Origin of the sequence: Mycolicibacterium pulveris (assembly GCF_010725725.1) — a bacterium.
Classification (GTDB): Bacteria; Actinomycetota; Actinomycetes; order Mycobacteriales; family Mycobacteriaceae; genus Mycobacterium; species Mycobacterium pulveris.
In genome coordinates, this window is sequence record NZ_AP022599.1 from 3,470,572 (window position 1) to 3,489,097 (window position 18,526).

Consider the following 18,526-nt stretch of genomic DNA (forward strand, 5'->3'; position numbering starts at 1 on the left):
ATCGCCGAGCGGATCTCGGCGGGACAGGGGAGTCAGCGCCGTAACCCGCGCCTGGAGGCAAGGTTGTGACGAGCGCACCAAGAACTGAACGTCCCACTTCGGCAACGCCGTTGCGTGCCCTGTTGGATCACGATGACCCCAAAGGGGTTTTCCAACAGCGCGTCGACGTTAACGAGTTCGCCGGCGGCATCCCTCAAGTGCCCGCACAAGTGCCGTCGGTGCGCATCGGCAACAGGTGGGTCAGCATCTTGTGGCTCGTCGCACTGGCGCTCCTCGGACTCGTCATCGTCATCGTGATCGCCCAGGAACTGCGAACATTCGGGTGGGTGCAGAACTTCATCGAGCGTTATCCGGGCACGACGGCCACCTACGCCGCGCCGGTGGAAACCGGCTTTCCGGCCTGGCTGCGTTGGCAGCACTTCTTCAACATCGTGTTCATGATGTTCATCATCCGATCGGGACAGCAGATTCTGGCCGATCATCCACGGCTCTACCTCAACTCGGGTTGCCGCCCGGGTTCGGAGTGGTTCCGCATGAGCCATCCGGTACCCGCCGACCGCACCGACAAGAACGACCCGCCCAGCCTGTGGACCTCCAAGGACGACGCCGTTTCCCTGCCAAAGCAACTGGGAATACCGGGGCTTCGCCACTCGATCGGCTTGGCCCGATGGTGGCACTTCAGCTTCGACCTGCTGTGGCTGGTCAACGGAGCCGTTTTCTACGTGCTGCTCTTCAGCACCGACCAATGGCACCGGCTCGTGCCCCAGTCGTGGACCGTGTTTCCCAACGCCCTATCGACAGTCGTTCAGTATGCGTCGCTGAACTTTCCGGCCAACGAAGGCTTCGCCGAATACAACGGCCTGCAGATACTGGCCTACTTCATCACGGTGTTCATCGCCGCGCCGCTGGCCTTCGCGACCGGCTTGCTGCAGGCTCCCGCCGTCGCCGCCCGGTTCGGGACGGGACGCGGTCCGCTGAACCGGCAGGTCGCGCGGACCGTCCACTTCATCGTGCTGATCTGGATGCTGGTTTTCATCGCCGCCCACGTCGCGATGGTGTTTCTCACCGGTGCCGTCGGCAACCTCAACCACATGACGTTGGGGACCGATACCCAGTCGCCGTGGGCCCTCGTCATATTCGGGGCGGCTGCCCTCTTCCTGACCGTGCTCTGGCTGATCGCCACTCCGGTGACGCTTCGCTACCCGAGAGCCGTTCAGCACACCGGGCGATTCATCGTCGGATGGGCCAAGGCAGGGCTGGAACGCGTACACCCCAAGGCTTCATATCGCGCAAAGGACATCACGCCCTACCACTGGGCCAACGGCCGGATACCCGACACCGAGCACTGGCGCCGGCTGCGGGCCACCGGGTGGGCCGACTACTCGCTGCGCATCGCAGGCCTGGTCGAAAACTCGGTGGACCTGTCCTACAGCCAGATCTTGGCACTGCCCAAGCACGAACAGATCACCCAGCATTACTGCATTCAGGGCTGGTCGGGCGTGGCCGAATGGGCAGGTGTGCGCATGCGCGACATCATCGACATCGTGCGGCCCCTGCCGACCGCTCGGTGGGTGGTGTTCTACTCCTTCGGCAACGGGCCCGAACCCGACACCGGACGGTATTACGACTGCCACCGCATCGAGCACATGCGCGAGCCCATGGCGCTGCTCGCCTACGAGATGAACGGCGACCCGCTGCCGGATGCGCACGGCGCGCCGCTGCGCCTGCGCAACGAACTCGAGCTCGGCTTCAAACAGGTCAAGTGGATCGAAGCCATCGAGTTCGTGGCGAGCTTCAAAGACGTCGGCTGGGGCCATGGTGGTTACAACGAAGACCACGAGTACTTCGGCTACCGAATGCCGATCTAGCTGTGCCGCATCGCCACAGCTTCAGTTCAGGAGGTTAGAAATGAAACTCCGACCGATCGCGGGCATGGTTGTCGCCGCCGGCGCTGTCGCCATCGCGTTGGCGCCCGTCGCTCAAGCCGACACGGCAGTGCAACCCGTTGCCCAACAACAGATCCAGCCCGCACCGATGACGTGCAATTGGACCAGGGCCGGCAGCGTGTGCACGTCGCCGGGCAACGCCGAGATCAACGACGCACCGCCGTTCGTCAACAACTATCCGATGTACGGATTCTTCCCCTGGATCTTGTGAGGTCGCGATGCGATGATCACGACTGTTGAACGTTCTCAGGCGCATCCCCTGGCGCATCGAAGCCCTGTCCGGCCCCGACGCGGCCGCGATCGTCGAGCCGCTGTTCCGCGAGTATCTCGACTGGATACTCGTGCGGTTCACCGTCGACCTCGGCGCGGAGTCGATCGATCCTGACGGCTCAGCCGAGCGCGCCTACTTCGCGGAGACCCAACGGTTCCTCGGTCCGCGGGCCAGACTGCTGGTTGCCCGGTTCGACGACGAGCTCGTCGGCGTCGGCGCCTTCAAACCCACCGACGATGAGCGAACCGCCGAGATCAAGCGGATGTTCGTGCGGCCTTCTGCACGCGGCAGCGGCATCGCGCGAGCCTTGCTCAACCGACTGCTCAGCGACGCGCGGTCCGAGGGCTACACCAGGGTGCGCCTGGAGACCATGAGCTTCATGACCGAAGCACATTCGCTGTACCGGTCGGTCGGTGCCCGAGAAATCGATCCGTTCGAGGGGTCCGAAGCCGGCAACGTCGGACTGGCCGCAGCCACGACGTACCTGGAGCTGCCCCTCTAACCACATACGATCGGGTACCAGTGGGTATGCCTTCTGTCGGACCGCGGTTCTACGCTCGAAAGTCACTGCACCCGAAAGGATCCTGCGTGCCCCGAACAACACCCTGGGCAGGGGACCCGGTCTGGCTGGCCGACGTCCTGCGTGCTGAAGGTATCGAACTGGTCGAGTTTCCCGGATGGCAGAACCGCGGGCACGGCGACTTCAAGGACATCCGCGGCGTCATGGTGCACCACACCGGATCGGACAACGCCACCGCCGCATCGATCGCCTACGGCCGTCCCGACCTTCGCGGCCCGTTGTCACAACTGCACATCGCGCGCGACGGCACAGTCACCGTCGTGGCGGTGGGCGTCGCGTGGCATGCGGGCCGCGGCATGTACCCGTGGATTCCGACCAACATGGGCAACTGGCACCTGATCGGTATCGAATGCGCCAACAGCGGAACCAGCCCGACCGCCCCGCATCGCCACAACTGGCCTGATGCACAGTATTTCGCGCTGGTGAAGTGCTGTGCGGCGATCAACCGCAGGCTGTCGCAGACCGCTGCACGCACGATCGGGCACAAGGAGTACGCGGGCCGTGCCCAAGGCAAGTGGGATCCCGGCGCGATCGACATGGACCTCCTGCGCCGCGATATCCAGGCCCAGATCGGCGACATCTCGCGCTCGGCGCCGACGCCGCGCCCACCCGTGCCCGTCGGCGAGTACGCCGACGTGCTGCTGTTCCGCGGCACCGAGGGACCGCTGGTCGCCGAACTGCAGCGCCTGCTCAGGTCTGCACATCCCGAGTTCGCCGGCCACCTTGCGGTCGACGGTGACTTCGGCCCCGAAACCGAAGCCGCTGTCAGGGTATTTCAGCGCCGCACCCCGGGATTGAAGGTGGACGGCATCGTCGGGCCGGCCACCGCCGCCGCGCTGCGGTTGAACCCGGCGCCCGCGACGGCCGTCACCGCGTAGCTTCGCCTCCTCCGGTCCAGCAACACCCGCCGCCCGCCGCAGAGCGGCACTACCGCCCGCATGGCCGGTCCAGGTCACGGCGAGCGAAGCGCCCGCCGGTTGCCTCCCCGAGGACGACGCGAAAGCCTGGCCGCCTGAACATGATTCGCGCGTAGAATGCTCAAATGGCAGTGCTGCTGCGTCCTGGTGACAGCAATGATCTCGTCCGGCTGCTGCAAGCCCGGCTGAATCGCGACTATCCGCTGTATTCCAATCTGGTCGTCGACGGCGTCTACGGTCCCGCCACAACCGGCGTGGTCCGGGAGTTCCAGCGCCGTTCCGGTCTCGACGTCGACGGCATCGCCGGCCCGCAGACGCTCGGGCGCCTCGGACTCAACTTCGACCAACCACCTCCGCTGCCGACGTCGCTGCCGTTCTTCTACTGTGCTTCTGGCACATGGCAGACGCCGTTCACGGGACCCCAATTCGACGTCGGGTGGCAGCTCGAGCAGAGGGGTATAGTCCGCAACCAACCGGTCGGCTATCCCGCCGCCGGCTTCCTGTACCCCAATCCGTTCTTGAGCTACAACGAGTCCGTCGCGCTCGGTGTCGCCGAACTCGTGCGGCTCATCCTGATGAACGCCGGGCGGTTCTATCTGTGCGGCTACAGCCAGGGCGCCGAAGTGGTGGTGCGAACCCTCGGGTTCATGCTGCCGGGGCAGCCACTGGCGCATCGCGCCGACGACCTCATCGCGGTCATCCAGTTCGGCAGCCCCTGCCGGCCCCCTGGTTCCACGTTGTTGGGCGACAACCCGCCGGGGGCCGGTATCGCCGGTTTCTATACTCCGGACCAATTCCGTTCGCGTACATACGATTTCGTACTGACCGGTGACATGTACGCCACGACCACCGATGACACCTTGCTGCACCTCGGCTACGAGGCGCTCACCCCGTTGGAGTTGGAGCTGCCTTTCGCACTCGAGATCCTCTCGTTGATTCAGAGCAACGAGTTCCTGGCTTTATTGAACCTGGCCAACACGCCGGAGACCTTCGTCAAGGTCATCCAAACGGCGGTGGTGGTCGGCGACTTCTTGATCCGCAATCCGCACGTTCATTATCACGACTGGGTGGGATTCGGCGGGCAGACCGGGGTGCAGCGGGCGGTGCAGATCGTCGCGACCGCACCGGCCAACCTGTGACGGTCGAGCGTAATCGCATAAAGCGGCCTGCAGAACAACTATTGCGCTTCAACAAATATTATCTATCCATTGAGCGAACAGAGCGATGTTTGGCCTAATACGCGAATTGAATTTGCAGACGCAATAATTGTGGCACATCGTAGGTGCCGAAATTCCGTAAGAGTCATTTTGTACATGGTGCATGTCCAGTAGAAAAGCCAAAAGATTTTCGCGAAAATAGTCCGCGGACTGGCGCCGCCGTGTAACGATTCCAGGCTCATCCGTGCATGAAAGAAAGATACCGAAATGAATGTAAGAATTGCCGGGTTGGCGCTCGGTGGAATGGCGGCGTGTGCGCTGTTGTGCGCTCCGGTAGCCGGCGCGAGTCCCGAGGACGCCTTCCTCGACGTCCTCGGCGACGCCGGTGTCACCTGGCCGGGAGCCACTCCCGAGAACATGGTCGAAGCGGGTCACGGGGTATGTCAGGACTGGGCCAACGGTGCCACCCTTGAGGGTGAGATCGCCGGTCTCGCCGAGTATCTCGACCCGCACGACGCGGGCGTGCTCGTCGGCGCGGCCACGGCTGCGTTCTGCCCGGAGTACGAATCTATAGTCAACGAAGGCTGATTCCTCTTCGAACGGGTCAGCGCCGTTCCGTCGGGCACGGTGGGGGCTGCGCCCGCACCGCGCCCGGGCAGACGGATCAGACGAAGGGTGGGGTATGCGGTTTCGGATTGCGGTTGTGCTGGCGTGTGCGTTGATAGCCGTCGGATGCGGTGATGCTTCGGAACCCGAGAGCACCGGCACCGCGCAGCCCCCGACATCGTCGCCGGAATCCGGGCATGACGACGACGTCGCCGCAGACGGCAAGATGGTCGTCTTCTACGACGCCGCCCAAAGCCCCGAGGCGATCAACGGGCGCGCGATCATGCAGGACAACGATCTGCTCGAAGACCTCGCCGACGACATCAACCAGACGCTCAAGCTGCCCCACGACATTTCGCTGCGCGGCTCGCAATGCGATGAACCCAACGCGTTCTGGGACGCGAGCGCCAACACCATCACGCTGTGCTACGAGGACGCCGACTCGGCCCAGCAGATCTTCACCGAAGCCGGCGACCCCGACCCCACCGCGTCGGCGCTCAACTCCGAGTACGCGACGTTCTATCACGAGGTCGGCCACATGGTGATCACCATCTATGACCTCCCGGTCACCGGGCGCGAGGAGGACGTGGCCGACCAGCTTGCCGCCTACGTGCTCCTGACCCCCGCCGAAGACGGCAAGACGGATCCGGAGTCGGTACAGGCGGTCAAGGATTTTGCGTTCGCGTTCGGGGCGTCCGGCGCTGAGGCGATCGAGTTGGACGCCGAGGATTTCGCCGACGTGCACTCCTTGGACGAGACCCGCATGTACAACCTCGAGTGCTGGATCTACGGTTCGGATCCGGAAGCGAACGCCGACATGGTTTCTGCCGATCAGCTGCCTGAAGACCGCGCGTCGGGGTGCGAGGAGGAGTGGACGCAGCTTGAGAAGGCGTGGTCCACGTTGCTCGATCCCTACCTCAAGTAGTCAGCCGTTCGCGCCGTTGCTGCCACCCGGAAAACCTCCGCTGCCGCCGGCCCCACCGGGCGACCCGCCATCGCCGCCGTCACCGCCTCCGCCGACGCCGCCGTTTCCACCGTCACCGCCGTCGCCGCCGACGCGGTCTGATGCGGTACCGAGCGCTGAGCCGCCCTTGCCGCCGGTACCCCCGGCCGACAAGACGCCACCATTGCCGCCGTTCCCGCCGTCGCCCCCGTCGGCGCTGCTGAGGGCGCCGTTGGCGGTCGCGGTGCCGCCGGTTCCGCCAGATCCGCCGTCTCCGTTGACAACCCCGCCATGGCCGCCGTCGCCACCGTCCCCGCCGACGGTGTCGAGGAATCCCGTGGCCGCCCCGCCTGTGCCGCCGGCACCGCCCGCGCCGCTGACCCCTGTGCTGCCGCCCGCGCCGCCGTCGCCGCCCTGGGTGCTGCTGCTGTGCAGGTCCAACGCCGTCGCGTCGCCGCCGCCACCCCCGGCGCCGGAATCGCCGACACCGACGACACTTCCGCCGTTTCCGCCGGTTCCACCGACCACGTCGCCGTTGTCGCCGGTGCTCTGAGCCGTGCCGCCCGCGCCGCCGTCGCCCGCGTTGCCGTTGAGGCCGGTGCTGCCTCCGTTGCCGCCGGCACCGCCCACGACATCCTCGAACCCTTGCGCGCCGCCACCGTCGCCGCCGACGGCGCCGCCACCGATCAGCAGCCCGCCGTTGCCGCCGTTCCCGCCGGATCCACCGGACGCGTCGCTGCCGTTCTGTCCCAGCGCGGTACCGCCGTCGCCGCCTGCGCCGCCACTTCCGATGAGCTTGGCGCTGCCGCCGTCGCCGCCGTCACCCGCGGTGCCTTCGTCGGTGAACATCGAATTCGCGTCGCCACCAACGCCTCCCGCGCCGGCGTCGCCCACGAGTCCGGCTTGGCCACCGCCACCGCCGTCCCCACCGGTGGCGGCACCGCGGCCGCTCGACGCATCACCGCCGGCCCCGCCGTGACCGCCGGTTCCCATCAACACGCCGCCGTTGCCGCCGCTGCCACCGGTACCGGCGACGGTGTCCGCGAACCCGTTGGCGGTTCCGCCCGCGCCGCCGTTGCCCCCGGGACCGATGAGCCCGACAAAGCCGCCGTCGCCGCCGACGCCGGCGATGGTGCCGACCGAATGCAGGTCGAGGGAGTCCGCGGTGCCGCCGGCGCCCCCGTTGCCCGCAGTGCCGATACCCAACACGATTCCGCCGCTGCCGCCCGCCCCGCCGAGCGCGACACCGCTGTCGTCGTTCGTTTTCGCCGTTCCTCCGGCGCCGCCGTCCCCGGCACGGCCGAACAGTCCGGTGAGTCCTCCGGCGCCGCCGGCTCCTCCGGTGGCGTTCTGCCCGCCTTCGGCGTTACCCCCTCGGCCGCCGGAGCCGCCGTTGCCGAACAGGATGCCGCCACGGCCGCCATCGCCAGCCACACCACCAATCACGTTGCCGGTCAACTGAATAACGTCGATCCCATCGCCGCCTTTGCCGCCGTTGCCGATGAGACCGGCGTCCCCGCCCCGGCCACCGGGGCCCCCGTCGCCACCGTTGCCGAACAGCAGGCCACCCCGCCCGCCGGCTTGGCCGGGTGCGACACCGTCGGCGCCGTTGCCGATGAGCAGTCCCGCGTTCTGCCCGGGTTGGCTGCCGTCGCCGATGAAGAAGGCGATGAAGTCGGTCACGATGTCGGCGGGCGATGCCAGGGCCAGCGCGGCGGGTGCCCCGTCCGACGCCGAAGGTGCACCGCCGGTTCCGATCAGCGCGGCCGGTCGACGAGCCTGAAGCAGCGCCGTGTCGGGGCGGTCCGGTCCGGCCGAGGTGGAGGCGTCGTGGAGATCGGCGGGCGGTTGAATCGCCGCGGGAAAGCCCAACGGCGCCAACGTATCCGCGACTTCGGTGACACGCGCCGCTCTGCTCCCCGGCACGCCGACGATGGCGTTGGGAGTCATCGGCGCGACGACGGCCGCCGAGGGTAGGGCAGTCGCCGCTCCGAGCGACTTCACCGGAGACGCCGACGGGGGAGGGCTACCGGAGCCGGTGCTGGGCACAGCGAGAATCCCGGCTGCCATCACGACAGTCGCCATGGATCTGTGCGGCGAAAAGGCCATCGCCGACCTCCCAGCGCCAGCCCGAACTCGGCTGACCGGGAAAGTGTCCCACCGTGGCATCAGCGCCGGGCGAGACTTGCAAAAGTCGCGCTCGAAACGTCGTTCCGAAGCGCGCCGGCGTCAGTAGCCGGGCGTTACGACTTCGGCGAGTTGCTGCTCGGGTTCCTGCGGTGGAACCGGTGCGGGCATGTTCGGCTGCGGGGAGCTCGCCTGGCCGCCCGTCGGGCCGCCGCACTCGCTGCCGCTGACTCCAGGAGGACACAAGCTCGGGCTTTCGCCTGTGGTCTGGGAATCCGCGGGCGCCGACGTATGCGCGGAGTCGGACGCCGAAGTGGGCGTCGCCGCCGACCCCGGCGAGTTCGGCACCATATAAGGAACGCAGTGGCCGCTGTAAAGGTCCTGTTCCTCGCCGTTCGGGCAGTTGGCGAGATGCGCGGGCGGGACGGCGGGGGCGGCCAGCGACACTCCGACAATCGGTGCCGCCGCCGCGAGCGCGAACCCGCCGACGAAGATCACTCGCCGCGCCAACAAAGAGATGGAACCCATTGATCACCCTTCATATCGGGGGTTGAGGTATGTCGACCATTATCGCGTGGGTTGCTCGAAAATTCGCTTTAACTCGACGACAACCCCGAGGACCTGCCGATATACCGAACATGGTGGGCCCCGAGAACGGCCTCGCGGTGCCGTCGATGCAGCGGGTTGACGAAGTCGATACTCTAGCGGCGGGGTTCAGACTGCAGCCTTGAGACGTTGACCGAGGCTGCTTTGTGGGCGCCGCGAAGCAAGAGGTGAGGCTTGGACGGACAGCTTTGTACCGAGAATTGGGTCGGACGCGTGGCGGTGGTCGCCGCGTCCGGTGACCTCGACATGCTCACGGCCCCGCAATTGAAGGACGCGGTTGACGCCGCTCTGGGCAAGGACCCTGCCGGTTTGATCGTCGACCTGACGCAGGTGGACTTTCTCGGTTCGGCGGGGATGCAGGTGTTGATGGAGGCCCACAACCACGTCGACGGCACCGAGACACGGTTCGCTGTCGTTGCCGAAGGCCCCGCGACCAGCCGACCGCTCAAGATCACCGGGATCGCGAACCTGATCGACATGTACTCCTCGGTCGAGGTCGCCCTCGAGAACTTTGCCGCATGACTTCCGGCGCCGCTGGGTAATCAGTTGGCACGATGACCGAGTCGAATCGCTACGCGGACGCGATGGACGCGAGCCTCCTCCGGAACGACACTGCCGACGCACGTAACGTCGCGCAGTTTCGATCTGAGCTGTCCGGTTGGCTACGCAGCCATTTCGTGCTCGATGCCACCAGGCTCAACGACGTGATCCTGGCGGTCAACGAGGCGCTGACCAACGCGGCGGAGTTCGCTTACGCCGGGCGCAACGGCACGATGACGATGCACGCCCGCCACCACGCCGCCGACCGGCAGCTCGAGGTGGTGGTGTCCGATCGCGGCAGGTGGCGCCACGTCGACCCCAGGTCGCGCCCCAACACCCGAGGCCGCGGCATCCCGTTGATGCAGGCGCTGGCCGACCGCACGACCATCTCCAAAGCGGAGACCGGCACCCAGGTGCGCTTGCAGTTCGACGACTGCGCCGCGGTCGAGAGTGCCTGCACCTCGCCAGCCTGACCCGTTCGGGTGACGCCCATCACTTTTAAGCGGCTTGATTACGCTTGCGCGCGAACGCATCCCAGCATGTCGGCTGTGATTTGGCGCTCACTTTTCGGCCCTCAACCTGAGAGCGCGTCACCTCGCCGAATCCCGATTCGCACACGAACCGTTTACGGCGGCGGCAAAAGCGCACGTTAAGCAGACGTTACTGAACGACCCTGAAGGGTAACGAATCGGTAACGAAGAAATTCCTAAGCGGTGTCTGAGAGTTATCGGCGATCGCGACCGGTCGCCGTCCGCGGCGAGGAAAAACTGTCGGTGACCATCGCTAGACTCGGATGAAAATCACGCCCAAAGGCGTAGTAACACTTGGAATCTAGGGCCGGTGAACGCCAAGACCGGCGGAGGTACCGATTACGAAATGGCTAACGTTATGACGCCGGTGATGCAGGCGAAGACTACTGGTTCGAAAGTGACTGAAGGTGTTCACGGCGGCCCGGATGTGAGCTTGGTGGGATCCGCGCCGGTGCGTCGTGGTCCGATCGGCGATATCGCCGCGGCCGACGGTGTGATCGTGGTCGCCAACTACGGCGACGACAGCATCGCGGTGCTCAACGCGGCCACGCTGGCCGTGGAGAGCATCATCGCGGTGCCAGGCGAACCCGTCGCGGTGGCCGTCGCCGACGACCGGGCCTACGTCAGCACCTCGTCGTGGACACACGACGAGATCGCGGTCGTCGACCTCACCGCCAAGAGCGTGATCGCGACATACGACCTCGCCTTCAACGTCACGGCACTGACCGTCAGCCCCGACGGCAAGCGGGTGTTTGCCGGGCGGACCGGTGACGGCTACGCCGACGTGGCCGTCATCGACGTGCCCGCGGAGCGCATGGGCACCATCGACATCGCCACCGGTGCGGGTATCGGCATCGACGCCGTGGAACGCGACGCCACCGGCAAGCGCCTGTACGTGGGCACCACCGACGCCCGCGGCGGCGCGCTCGTCGTCGTCAACGTGGAGACCGCGCGCGTCGAGCGCACCGTGCAGCTCGGCGCGCCGATCCGGGACGTCGCCGTCGCCGACGGCACCGTCTACGTGCTGACGTCGGACCGCGCCCGCGGCGGCGTCGTGCACGTGGTCGCCCGGGCCACCGGCCGGATCACCGGAACCATCCAACTCGGGGGCGCGCCCACCCAGCTGACCATGGGTGCGAACGACACCCACGCATACGTCGTCGACTACGACAGGGTCGCGGTGCTGTGCACGCTCACCCACAAGGTCATCGACACGCTCATGGTGGGCGCTCGGCCGTCGAGCGTCGCGGTGGGCGCCGGCGGTACTCGCCTGAATGTCGCGGACTACACCGGCGTCGTCAGCGCATACCACGTCGAGACGGCCACACCGCTGATGTACTCGGATTTCGTGGCCACCGACCCCATCGTGATGCCCGAGGTCGCCGACCTAGAGCCGGCCACCGCCTAACGCCGGCCGCGCCGGCGGGGAAATTTTTCGCAGAGCCGTTGAACCTCTGTTGCGGTTGCCCCGTTGAACCGCTGTGAAGGCCACCGGGGCCTTCACAGAGGGAAAGGGGCGCGGCCATGCGCGCGACGCTGTTGATACTGGCCGGGATCGCCGCGGCGGCCTGCGGGGCGATTGCCGTGCCCGTCGCGTCGGCGGCCGAATCGGCGGAGCTGACGATCGCCACCCTGGAGGCGCAGGGGTTCGACGTGAAGGTCAACAAGATCGGCAGCGCATCGCTGGACGAATGCGTGATCACCGATATCCGGAAGCCAAGGGAGCGAACGGAATTGGTGCGCCGCGGGGACGACCTGGTCCAGGTGGTCACCCAGCGGTCGATCACCGTCACGGCCGACTGTTCGCGGCGCTGACTCAGCGATTTGGGCGTAGTTGGTCACGCTCACCGTGACCAACTACGCCCAAATCACCAGCTAGTGGCGGCGACAGTCCAGCGAGACCGAGATCGGTTGGCTGATGGTCACCGGAAACAGCACGCCGTCGTTTCGACCGCCCAGCAGCGGCATCAACTGGGTGAACTCCTGCGGATTGCGGACGCTGGTGACCACGCACTCCGACATCGGGGCGGTGCCGATCTTGTCGATCGTGACGTTGTAGCCCCTGTCCTGCAGCCTGTTGATCACTTCCTGGGCTGAATCGCCGTCATCGGCGGCCGCGACGCCGGCAGGTGCGGCGATCGCCGCGTATGCGACGGCCGCAGCCCCGGCGAGGATCCATGTGGTCCGCATGAGCTCAATGATCCCTCATCAGCGCTCGGCGCGCTGATAAGCGGTCACGACCGCGGCACCGCCGAGCCCGATGTTGTGCTGCAGCGCGGCGTTGACGCCGTCGACCTGACGCTTGTCGGCGGTGCCGCGCAGCTGCCACGTCAACTCGGCACATTGGGCCAACCCCGTCGCTCCCAGCGGATGGCCCTTGGAGATCAGCCCGCCCGACGGGTTGACGACCCAGCGCCCGCCGTAGGTGGTGTCATTGTTGTCGATCAGCTTCGGCGCTTCGCCCTCGGCGCACAGTCCCAGCGCCTCGTAGAGCAGCAACTCGTTGGCCGAGAAGCAGTCGTGCAATTCGATCACCTGGAAGTCGGCCGGTCCAAGCCCGGACTGCTCGTAAACCTGGTGTGCGGCTTGCACGTTCATGTCGTAGCCGATGAGGTTCTTGGCCGAGCCGTCGAAGCTCGACTGGAAGTCGGTGGTCATCGCCTGCCCGACGATCTCCACGGCCTGGCCGGCCAGGTTGTGCTTGTCGACGAACGCCTCGCTGGCCACGATCGCCGCGCCCGAACCGTCGGAGGTCGGTGAGCACTGCAGCTTGGTCAGCGGATCGGAGATCATCTTCGCCGCCAGGATGTCCTCGAGGGTGTACTCCTCCTGGAACTGCGCGTACGGGTTGTTCACCGAGTGCTTGTGGTTCTTCAGCCCGATCTTCGCGAAATGCTCAGCGGTGCTGCCGTGTTGGCGCATGTGTTCGCGACCGGCCGCACCGAACATCCACGGCGCCACCGGAAAAGCGAACTCGTCGATCTCGGCCATCGCCTTGACGTGCTTGCCCATCGGGGACTCACGGTCCTCGTAGCCGCCCTGCAGCGAGCCGGGCTGCATCTTCTCGAAGCCGAGTGCGATCACGCAGTCGGCGAGCCCGCCGCGGATTGTCTGCGCGGCAAGGAACAGCGCCGTGGAACCCGTCGAGCAGTTGTTGTTGACGTTGGCGATCGGGATACCGGTCATGCCGAGCTCGTAGAGCGCCCGGTTGCCCGAGGTGGAATCACCCGCCACGTAGCCGACGAAGCCCTGCTGGACTTCCGAATAGTCGATGCCCGCGTCCTCGAGTGCCTTGGTGCCGGACTCCTTGGCCATCTGCGGGTAGTCCCAGCCCTCGCGACGGCCCGGCTTCTCGAACTTCGTCATCCCGACGCCGACGACATAAACCCGGTTTGGCATCTCTAGTTCCTTTCGCTGCGCTCTGCACACCCTAATCGCACGAGAAGACGCGTAGTCGACCAATTGCGGCACCAAAACCGCGACTTTGCGTCTGCTCGGCGGCAAGGAGGGGTACAACAGGTAGAACGTGTTCTAGTTTTGTCAGGAGGCGCTATGGGGTTGCGGGTCGTGCAGTGGGCCACCGGAGGGGTCGGCATCGCGGCCATCAAGGGTGTGCTCGAGCACCCCGACCTTGAACTCGCGGGCTGCTGGGTGCACTCCGCGGAGAAGGCAGGCAAGGACGTCGGCGAGATCATCGACGGCCCCGGCGCCGAACCGCTGGGTGTCACGGCCACCAACAGCATCGACGACATCCTGGCGCTGGACGCCGACGCGGTCGTCTACGCCCCGCTGCTGCCCAACCCCGACGAGGTGGCCGCGCTGTTGCGCTCGGGCAAGAACGTGGTGACACCCGTCGGCTGGATCTATCCGAGCGAACGGCAGGCCGCGCCGCTGAAGGCCGCCGCGCTGGAGGGCAACGCGACGCTGCATGGCACCGGGATCGCGCCCGGCGGCATCAGCGAAAAGTTCCCGTTGATGTTTTCGGTCATGTCGACGGGGGTGACATTTGTTCGCGCGGAGGAGTTTTCGGATCTTCGCACCTACGAGGCGCCCGACGTGGTGCGCCATGTGATGGGCTTCGGCGAGGTACCCGACAAGGCGCTGAGCGGGCCGATGCAGAAGCTGCTCGACGGCGGCTTCATCCAGGCGGTTCAGATGTGCGTCGACAAGATCGGGTTTCGTGCCGAGCCGAAAATCCGTTCGTCACAAGAGATCGCCGTGGCCACGGCGCCGATCCCGTCGCCGATCGGCGAGATCGAGCCCGGGCAGGTCGCGGGCCGCAAGTTCCACTGGGAGGCGTTGGTCGACAACGAGCCCGTCGTGCGGATCACGGTGAACTGGCTGATGGGAGAGGACAACCTCGACCCGGCGTGGACGTTCGGCCCCGAAGGGCAGCGCTATGAGATCGAGGTGCGGGGCAACCCCGACATCTCGGTGTGCATCAAGGGTTTTCAGTCGGAGGTCGGCGGCCAGGGCCCGGAATACGGCGTCGTCGGGACCGCCGCGCACTGCGTGAACTCCATCCCCGCGGTGTGCGCGGCCGCTCCCGGCATCGCGACGTACCTGGATCTGCCGTTGATCAGCGGCAAGGCCGCCCCGCAATTGGGCTGACGAACCGGGCTTAGGCCCGCGTCGGCGCGCGCAGCGCCGCGGGAAACGCCACCAGGTTCAACAGCAGCACGATCACGACCGGCCAGATCGCGGATGAGCCCTGGGCGATACCGCCCAGGACGGCGCCGAACGCCGCGGTGGCGACGGCGACGAACACCGCGGAGAACCCCATCAGGGTCGCGCGCTGGTGTTCGGCGGCGAAGATGTTGATCCACGTGGTTGCGGCGGTGAGGATCGCCTGGTTGGCCACCGTCGCCAGCAGGATCACGATGCCGTGCATCCACGGTTCGGACCAGGCGTCGATTGCCTCACCCACGATGCAGAGCACCGCAGCGCACGAACTGACCCCTGCGCTGGCGACCAGCATGCCGCGCGCCGCGAACCTGGTGCGGTGCACGAAGCCCCACAGCGGCGCTCCGACGATCAGACCTGCGCTGGTGGCGATTACCAGGATATGCAGGGTTCCGGCCTCGTCGGCGTGATCCTCCGCCGTATGCAGGCTGTAGAACGTCGAGCCAAGGGCGATCGGAACGAACAGCAATTGGACGACCACGTAGCGGCGAAACCAGTCGTGACTGCGTGCGATGGCGAGACCGTCCCGATAAATTTCGCGTAATTGCCGCACCGCCCGCGCCGAATGCGAATGGATCGGTCCGATGAAAATTCCGACGACCCCGGCGGCCACCAATCCCGCCGTGCCCAGCCATAACAAGTCGACGTGGCTGGTAAGTGGGTCTCTGCTTTCCAGAACCGGCAGCACCATGACGGCGGTCAGAATGGCGACGACCGCTCCGGCGGCGCTTTGATTCAGTATCAGATCGCCGCGACGAATTTCGTCCAATTTGCTGGATAGCACGTCAGAAAAGGCAATTCGCGATACCCCACTGGCGACGCCGAGCGCCACCGATGTGGTCAGAAAAATCGGCGCAATTCCGGTCCCCGCCACGGCGGCCATCCCGTTGACCACCAACATTGCCGCCATGACCAACGACGTTGCCACCAGGACCAGATGTCGCTGGTGCCGCGAGCGTTCCAGCACAAACGGCGACATCGAGTTCCCGAGGATCGCGCCGATGCTGTACGCAGGGAACACCAAGGCCGCGGCCCACAAGCTTCCGTGTTGCGCACAGATAAACGGCAGTACGACCGCGATATTCGCGAGTTGCATGCCGGTCGTGTAGAAAGTTCCCTGCGTCAGCAGAACCCCGTAGCGGTCGGCACGCGCATTTACGTAACCATCAGCAGACATACGGAATCTGCGCAAGAGCCTACTAGCGTCTGACTATCCGTAATGCGAAATAGAGAACTTTGCTGACGTGCACTCTCTGATTTTCTGTGATTTTTTGCGCCTGGGCAAAAGTCGCATTGTTAGCTTCGTCGGTAGAAAATCTGGCACACTCGCCGTCTGTGATGAAACGCGCGCTGGTGCTCGCCGGCGGTGGGCTGGCCGGAATCGCCTGGGAAACCGGAATTCTGACGGGGATCGCCGACGAGTCGCCGCAGACGGCGAAGGCTTTGGTGGAGTCGGAGGTGCTGGTCGGCACCTCGGCGGGCTCGGCGGTCGCGGCGCAGTTGTCCAGCGGCCTGAGCTTGGCCGCCCTCTACCAGCGGCAGACCGCCCCGATGTCGGCCGAGCTCAGCCCGGGCGCGGGCGTCGACGACATCACCGAGCTGTTTCTCACCGCGATCACCCAGCCGGGCACCAAGGCCGAACAGCTGCAGAGGATCGGCGCCGTCGCGGCCTCGACCCCGACCGTGCCCGAACCCGTGCGCCGCGAGGTGATCGCCCACCGGCTGCCCAGCCACCGCTGGCCGGACCGACACCTTCGCATCAGCGCGATCGACATCGCCACAGGCGAACTCGTCGCATTCGACCGGACATCCGGTGTCGAGTTGGTCGACGCGGTCGCCGCGAGTTGCGCCGTGCCTGGCGTGTGGCCGCCGGTCACCATCGGCGACCGTCGCTACATGGACGGCGGTGTCGGCAGCTCGGTGAACATGGTCCTGGCCGCGGATTGCGACGTCGCGGTGGTGTTGGTTCCGCAGGGCGAATCGACGCCTGCGCCGTTCGGCGTCAGCACCTCCGAGGAGATCGGCGCGTTCGACGGGGCGGCGTTCGCGGTGTTCGCCGACGGCGCGTCGCTGCGGGCCTTCGGCAAGGATCCGCTCGATCCGCGCTGCCGCATACCGTCGGCCTCGGCGGGCCGGCGCCAGGGCAGGCGAGTAGCGAGCGAGATCGCTGACTTTCTCGCGCGCTGAATCAGTCGTCCGGCGTGGATGTTTCGGGATTTTCGCCGTTGTCGAGTGCCTCGGCGGCCAACGTACGACCAACCTCGATCACCTCTGCGGCGCGGTGGAAATCCAGGCTGCGGCATGCGCTGCGCGGCACCTCGATCAACAGGTCGGGCGGATAGTTGGCCAGCTGATGGCGCGCCAGCGCCGCCTGGGCGATGTCGATGCTGCGGTTCATCACCTCGAAGCTGCCCAGCTTGGGCACCGTCGCTTCCTTGGTGGCATCGACCAGTTCCGCTTCGCTGTCGGTGGCAGCGGATTCCGAACCTGTTCGCACCGCGCTCGACTCGAACAGCGACGTGGTGCTGCGCCACACTCTGGTCAGCCACTCGGTGGTCCTCGGGCCGGCATCGTCGACGTCGTCGGTACCGCCGGATTCGCTGCCCGCCAACGAAACCGCGATCGTGAGGTCGGCGTTGACGGCCGCGATCGGCGCCATCGGCAGCGGATCGAGGATTCCCCCGTCGGCGAGCAGCCGGCCGTCGAGCACATGCGGGGCGATCACCCCGGGAATGGCGATCGACGCGCGGATCGCCGCGTCGACCGGGCCGCGCTGAAGCCACACCGACTTGCCCGCGATCAGATCCGTGGTCACCGCGGTGTAGGGGATCGGAAGCTCTTCGATGCGAACGGCACCGAGGATGTCGCGCACGGCGTCCAGGATCTTGGTCGCGCGTAGCACACCCGAAGCGGTGATCGAGGGATCCAACAGCCGCAAAACCGCACGCTGGGTCAACGCTTTCGCCCAGTCGGCGAACTGATCGAGTTTGTGTGCCGCGCGCAGGCCACCGACCAGCGCGCCCATCGACGAACCGGCGATCCCAACGATCTCGTAGCCGCGGTCCTCCAGTTCGTTGATGACGCCGATATGGGCGTATCCCCGTGCGCCCCCGCTGCCAAGTGCCAGCGCGACACGCTTGTCAGCCATGTCGCCATTGTCCCTGTTGCGCGGTGATCAGCCGCAGAGCGCGTCGGCGGCGGCACGGACCGCCACGATGACGGCTGCCTGGCGCGGTGCAGACAACTGCGACCACGGGGTGCCGTAGGTGGCGGGGCCCGCCGAATCCGACGATTGCAGCATGCCCAGAAACGGCTCGATCTGATCGTGCGGGTCGCCGCCCTGCTGCGCCATCCATTCCCGCGCGGCGGTGCAGGCTTTGTAGTACTCGTCTTCTGTCGAGTCGGCAGGTGCGCCGACGGCCGTCGTCACGCCGCCGGGGGAGACCGCGACGGAGCCGGGTGCGGCCGTCGGTGTCTCGGATCGTTCGGAGGTGGTCGACGTCGGCGACGACGTCGGCTCGGTGCCGGGATCCGACGAACATGCCGTGACGACGCCGAGGCCGGCGATCACCGAGGTCGCCGCGAAGGCATACCGAAAGCGCGAGCGCATGCCCGCCAAT

The 18,526-nt window shown here is 66.4% G+C and carries 20 protein-coding genes; 13 read left to right on the top strand and 7 right to left on the bottom strand.

Translation table 11 applies throughout. The annotated features are described in order from the left end of the window. The first annotated feature begins 119 nt into the window (after positions 1-119). The 7 genes from G6N28_RS16810 (at position 120) to G6N28_RS16840 (ending at position 6,402) form a co-directional block, all read left to right on the top strand. Positions 120-1,868 (top strand): molybdopterin-dependent oxidoreductase, encoded by a 1,749-nt coding sequence (locus tag G6N28_RS16810; protein WP_407665017.1) that lies wholly within the window; start codon positions 120-122, stop codon positions 1,866-1,868. A gap of 40 nt (positions 1,869-1,908) precedes the next feature. Next, positions 1,909-2,157, top strand: coding sequence for a hypothetical protein (locus G6N28_RS16815; protein ID WP_163902151.1), 249 nt, complete (start codon positions 1,909-1,911; stop codon positions 2,155-2,157). A 25-nt stretch (positions 2,158-2,182) separates the two neighbouring features. After that, positions 2,183-2,719, top strand: coding sequence for a GNAT family N-acetyltransferase (locus G6N28_RS16820; protein WP_163902153.1), 537 nt, complete (start codon positions 2,183-2,185; stop codon positions 2,717-2,719). A gap of 86 nt (positions 2,720-2,805) precedes the next feature. After that, positions 2,806-3,675, top strand: a complete 870-nt coding sequence (locus tag G6N28_RS16825) for a peptidoglycan recognition protein family protein (RefSeq protein WP_163902155.1) — start codon at positions 2,806-2,808, stop codon at positions 3,673-3,675. 164 nt (positions 3,676-3,839) lie between these two features. Next, complete coding sequence (locus tag G6N28_RS16830) at positions 3,840-4,853, top strand: peptidoglycan-binding protein (protein WP_163902157.1); 1,014 nt, start codon at positions 3,840-3,842, stop codon at positions 4,851-4,853. Between the two features lie 285 nt (positions 4,854-5,138). Then, positions 5,139-5,459: a DUF732 domain-containing protein gene (locus G6N28_RS16835; protein ID WP_163902160.1), complete on the top strand. Its 321-nt coding sequence runs from the start codon at positions 5,139-5,141 to the stop codon at positions 5,457-5,459. Positions 5,460-5,553: 94 nt separating this feature from the next. After that, positions 5,554-6,402 carry a DUF4344 domain-containing metallopeptidase gene (locus G6N28_RS16840; protein WP_163902162.1) on the top strand — a complete coding sequence of 283 codons (849 nt, stop codon included), beginning with the start codon at positions 5,554-5,556 and terminating at the stop codon, positions 6,400-6,402. On the opposite strand, the gene G6N28_RS27300 is transcribed toward G6N28_RS16840, so the two are convergent. Further along, positions 6,403-8,505 (bottom strand): PE family protein, encoded by a 2,103-nt coding sequence (locus G6N28_RS27300; RefSeq protein WP_163902164.1) that lies wholly within the window; start codon positions 8,503-8,505, stop codon positions 6,403-6,405. Positions 8,506-8,649: 144 nt separating this feature from the next. Further along, positions 8,650-9,075, bottom strand: coding sequence for a hypothetical protein (locus G6N28_RS16850; protein ID WP_163902166.1), 426 nt, complete (start codon positions 9,073-9,075; stop codon positions 8,650-8,652). 291 nt (positions 9,076-9,366) lie between these two features. Here G6N28_RS16850 and G6N28_RS16855 point away from each other — a divergent pair, with 291 nt between their 5' ends. The 4 genes from G6N28_RS16855 to G6N28_RS16870 all read left to right on the top strand — a co-directional run bounded on the left by G6N28_RS16855 (position 9,367) and on the right by G6N28_RS16870 (position 12,038). Further along, positions 9,367-9,675: an STAS domain-containing protein gene (locus G6N28_RS16855; RefSeq protein ID WP_235674605.1), complete on the top strand. Its 309-nt coding sequence runs from the start codon at positions 9,367-9,369 to the stop codon at positions 9,673-9,675. A 32-nt stretch (positions 9,676-9,707) separates the two neighbouring features. Then, a complete protein-coding gene (locus G6N28_RS16860) occupies positions 9,708-10,166 on the top strand; it encodes an ATP-binding protein (protein WP_235674606.1) in 459 nt (152 codons plus the stop codon). 454 nt (positions 10,167-10,620) lie between these two features. Beyond that, complete coding sequence (locus G6N28_RS16865; RefSeq protein WP_235674607.1) at positions 10,621-11,631, top strand: MmpL3/TtfA transport complex stabilizer; 1,011 nt, start codon at positions 10,621-10,623, stop codon at positions 11,629-11,631. Between the two features lie 116 nt (positions 11,632-11,747). Next, positions 11,748-12,038, top strand: coding sequence for a hypothetical protein (locus G6N28_RS16870; RefSeq protein ID WP_163902170.1), 291 nt, complete (start codon positions 11,748-11,750; stop codon positions 12,036-12,038). Between the two features lie 60 nt (positions 12,039-12,098). Here the strand turns inward: G6N28_RS16870 and G6N28_RS16875 are convergent, their stop codons facing one another. Further along, a complete protein-coding gene (locus G6N28_RS16875) occupies positions 12,099-12,413 on the bottom strand; it encodes a hypothetical protein (RefSeq protein WP_163902172.1) in 315 nt (104 codons plus the stop codon). Positions 12,414-12,431: 18 nt separating this feature from the next. Further along, a complete protein-coding gene (locus G6N28_RS16880; protein WP_235674608.1) occupies positions 12,432-13,652 on the bottom strand; it encodes a lipid-transfer protein in 1,221 nt (406 codons plus the stop codon). A gap of 123 nt (positions 13,653-13,775) precedes the next feature. Between G6N28_RS16880 and G6N28_RS16885 the strand changes: the two genes are divergently transcribed. After that, complete coding sequence (locus tag G6N28_RS16885) at positions 13,776-14,834, top strand: NAD(P)H-dependent amine dehydrogenase family protein (RefSeq protein ID WP_163902177.1); 1,059 nt, start codon at positions 13,776-13,778, stop codon at positions 14,832-14,834. A gap of 10 nt (positions 14,835-14,844) precedes the next feature. On the opposite strand, the gene G6N28_RS16890 is transcribed toward G6N28_RS16885, so the two are convergent. Continuing rightward, entirely contained in the window at positions 14,845-16,083 is a 1,239-nt protein-coding gene (locus G6N28_RS16890; protein ID WP_163902179.1) for an MFS transporter, read from the bottom strand. Between the two features lie 161 nt (positions 16,084-16,244). On the opposite strand from G6N28_RS16890, the gene G6N28_RS16895 reads away from it, so the two are divergent. After that, positions 16,245-17,093, top strand: a complete 849-nt coding sequence (locus G6N28_RS16895) for a patatin-like phospholipase family protein (RefSeq protein ID WP_163906339.1) — start codon at positions 16,245-16,247, stop codon at positions 17,091-17,093. A 1-nt stretch (position 17,094) separates the two neighbouring features. On the opposite strand, the gene G6N28_RS16900 is transcribed toward G6N28_RS16895, so the two are convergent. Beyond that, positions 17,095-18,054 (bottom strand): patatin-like phospholipase family protein, encoded by a 960-nt coding sequence (locus G6N28_RS16900; protein WP_163902181.1) that lies wholly within the window; start codon positions 18,052-18,054, stop codon positions 17,095-17,097. Positions 18,055-18,081: 27 nt separating this feature from the next. Then, the gene (lpqV, locus tag G6N28_RS16905) at positions 18,082-18,516 is read right to left on the bottom strand and encodes a lipoprotein LpqV (RefSeq protein WP_163902183.1); all 435 of its coding nucleotides are present in this window, start codon (positions 18,514-18,516) and stop codon (positions 18,082-18,084) included. Positions 18,517-18,526: the final 10 nt, after the last annotated feature.

Bases quoted from the DNA above. Each gene is read 5' to 3' on its own strand.
- G6N28_RS16815 (WP_163902151.1), top strand. From the start codon at position 1,909: ATGAAACTCCGACCGATCGCGGGCATGGTTGTCGCCGCCGGCGCTGTC.
- G6N28_RS16830 (WP_163902157.1), top strand. From the start codon at position 3,840: ATGGCAGTGCTGCTGCGTCCTGGTGACAGCAATGATCTCGTCCGGCTG.
- G6N28_RS16895 (WP_163906339.1), top strand. From the start codon at position 16,245: ATGAAACGCGCGCTGGTGCTCGCCGGCGGTGGGCTGGCCGGAATCGCC.
- G6N28_RS16900 (WP_163902181.1), bottom strand. From the start codon at position 18,054: ATGGCTGACAAGCGTGTCGCGCTGGCACTTGGCAGCGGGGGCGCACGG.
- G6N28_RS16840 (WP_163902162.1), top strand. From the start codon at position 5,554: ATGCGGTTTCGGATTGCGGTTGTGCTGGCGTGTGCGTTGATAGCCGTC.
- G6N28_RS16870 (WP_163902170.1), top strand. From the start codon at position 11,748: ATGCGCGCGACGCTGTTGATACTGGCCGGGATCGCCGCGGCGGCCTGC.
- G6N28_RS27300 (WP_163902164.1), bottom strand. From the start codon at position 8,505: ATGGCGACTGTCGTGATGGCAGCCGGGATTCTCGCTGTGCCCAGCACC.
- G6N28_RS16885 (WP_163902177.1), top strand. From the start codon at position 13,776: ATGGGGTTGCGGGTCGTGCAGTGGGCCACCGGAGGGGTCGGCATCGCG.
- G6N28_RS16835 (WP_163902160.1), top strand. From the start codon at position 5,139: ATGAATGTAAGAATTGCCGGGTTGGCGCTCGGTGGAATGGCGGCGTGT.
- lpqV (WP_163902183.1), bottom strand. From the start codon at position 18,516: ATGCGCTCGCGCTTTCGGTATGCCTTCGCGGCGACCTCGGTGATCGCC.
- G6N28_RS16850 (WP_163902166.1), bottom strand. From the start codon at position 9,075: ATGGGTTCCATCTCTTTGTTGGCGCGGCGAGTGATCTTCGTCGGCGGG.
- G6N28_RS16860 (WP_235674606.1), top strand. From the start codon at position 9,708: ATGACCGAGTCGAATCGCTACGCGGACGCGATGGACGCGAGCCTCCTC.
- G6N28_RS16890 (WP_163902179.1), bottom strand. From the start codon at position 16,083: ATGTCTGCTGATGGTTACGTAAATGCGCGTGCCGACCGCTACGGGGTT.
- G6N28_RS16875 (WP_163902172.1), bottom strand. From the start codon at position 12,413: ATGCGGACCACATGGATCCTCGCCGGGGCTGCGGCCGTCGCATACGCG.